The following is a 2,005-nucleotide window of genomic DNA, read 5'->3' as shown; positions in this document are numbered from 1 at the left end:
CCCCCCCGCCGCTGGGCCTTGGCCTCGTTCTCGGCGGCGACCAGGTCGGCGCGGCCACGCGTCTCGATCTCGTACCGCACCCGCTGCGCCTCGGTCTCCTGCTCCTCGAGCATCTGCGCCACGTCCTTGCGCGCCTTGTTGAGGGAGGCGTTGACCTCGACGATCTTGGCGTCACGGGTCTTCTTGGAGCGCTCGATGTCCATGAGGAGGGTGTCGATGCGGCGCTTGCGCGTCAGCTCCCACTCCTGCTCGTAGGCGACGAGCTCCTTGGCGACCCGCTCCCGGGTGGCCAGGTGCTGCTGGTACTGGTTGGGCAACTGCACGTCGGGGATGTTGCAGCCGGTGATGCGCACGCCGTACTTCTCCAGCTGGGAGTTGAGCAGGCGCCGCATGTCCTCGACGTTGGATCCGCGCAGGTCGTAGGCGGACTCGGTGTTGACCAGCCTGCTGCGCTGGCGGATGGCGTCCTGGACGGCGCTGGAGAGCACCAGGTCGAAGTTGCTCGCCCCGATGATCGTCACGAACCGGGTCGGGTCGATGATCTGGAACTTGAGGAAGAACTCGATCGACTTCAGCGGCACGTTCTCCCGGGTCGGGCACGCCAGGACCGGAGCCGTGTAGGGGATCTCGGTACGGGTGTCGACCACGAAGTCCACCCGGGACCAGGGGTGCCACAGGTAGTGGCGGCCCGGCCCGATCTCACCGGCGATGGCGCCGTACCTGGTGAGGATTCCGTGGGTCCCCTCCTCGATCTCGACGATCGAGCCGCGCCACCACCACAGACCGGCGACGGCGACGCTCAGCAGGCCGACGAGCATGGTGGGGATCGCCAGGAGGGTGTAGAAGATCTCGCCGGCGCCGAGCGTGGCGTTCAGAGCCATCATCAGCGCCGAGCTGAGGGCGAACAGGCCGAACCAGAGCGGCACGGTCCAGCGCAGGCCGCGGGTGTCGCGCGGGATGACGACGGGGACGAGCACGCCCTGGTCGCCGCCGCGCAGCAGACCGGCCAGGTCTCCCCAGGAGGCGAGCGACTCCTTGATGCTGGAACCGCCACCGGTGTTCACGGACTGGCTCATCGGGAAGAACCTCCCTGGTTGGGTCCGAAGTCATCGGTGTCCTGCGGAGCCTCCGCGAGGCGTCCGTCGATGGCCTCCTCCGAGACCGACTGGCGGATCTCCTCCACCAGGTCCTCGCCCGGGTCCTCGCCCTCCGCCGGCTGGCGCCGCTGGGGGTCGGGGTCCGCGACGAGGGCGCTGATCTCCTGCTCGCGTTCGGCGATGCGGGCGGAGATCTCGCTCAGTCGGGCGCGGATGGCCTCCATGTCCGCTTCGGAGAACAGGGAGGTGTCGCTCTGGCCGATGATCTCCTGGGCGATACGCAGGTAGTCGACGGAGGCGGTGTCGCCCGAACCGATCCGCAGGACCTGCGGGAGGCTGTCGGCGACGGCCTCCAGCTTGTCGAGGAGGTTCTCGCGGAAGCGGTAGTTGAGGATCTCGGGGGCCTCGGCGGCACTGACCGCGCGGATGTCCAGGGCCTGGGCCTGGAGGAGGGCCGAGTTCGCGTTGGCCTCGGACTCGGCCTCGACGAAGCGCTGGCGGGCCAGCGCTCGCGCCCGGTTGGTCTCGCGCTCCAGGGCGGTGTCCATCTGCGCCTGGTACTGGGCGATGTCCGCCTGGATCGCCGAGAGCGTCTCGTTGAGGGTGGCCAGCTCCTTGTTGAGGTCGCCCTCGTTCTGCTCCTTGCGCAACTGGAGCTCGTACTCGAAGGTGTAGGCGTCCTTGGCCACGCGCACCATCTCCGGCGCCGCCAGGTCCATCCGGTACTCCTGGCTGGAGGGCTCGGCGTGGGTGATGTTGGCGCTGGTCAGGATGACGATCCCGCCGAACTGCCGGTTGAGCTGGTCGAGCAGGGCGTGGGTGCTCTCGCCGACCATGTCGTAGATCGCCGAGGCCTCCTGCTCGTAGATGAGGCTGCGGGTGGTCTCGCTGATCGCGTTGTTGAGCTT

Annotated in this window: 1 protein-coding gene and 1 pseudogene; both read right to left on the bottom strand. The window is 68.4% G+C overall.

Annotation, left to right across the window (positions count from 1 at the left end; genetic code table 11):
- Positions 1-1,076 (bottom strand): SPFH domain-containing protein (locus D471_RS0106405; RefSeq protein WP_017597859.1); only part of this gene is annotated, 1,076 nt, incomplete at its 3' end.
- Positions 1,073-2,005: pseudogene (locus D471_RS33270) on the bottom strand (SPFH domain-containing protein); the annotation flags it as partial. The pseudogene D471_RS33270 and the gene D471_RS0106405, both read right to left, overlap by 4 nt.

Origin of the sequence: Nocardiopsis lucentensis DSM 44048 (genome assembly GCF_000341125.1) — a bacterium.
Lineage (GTDB): Bacteria > Actinomycetota > Actinomycetes > Streptosporangiales > Streptosporangiaceae > Nocardiopsis > Nocardiopsis lucentensis.
Note: the sequence above shows the minus strand (reverse complement) of the source record. Positions and strands in the feature narration are given on the sequence as shown.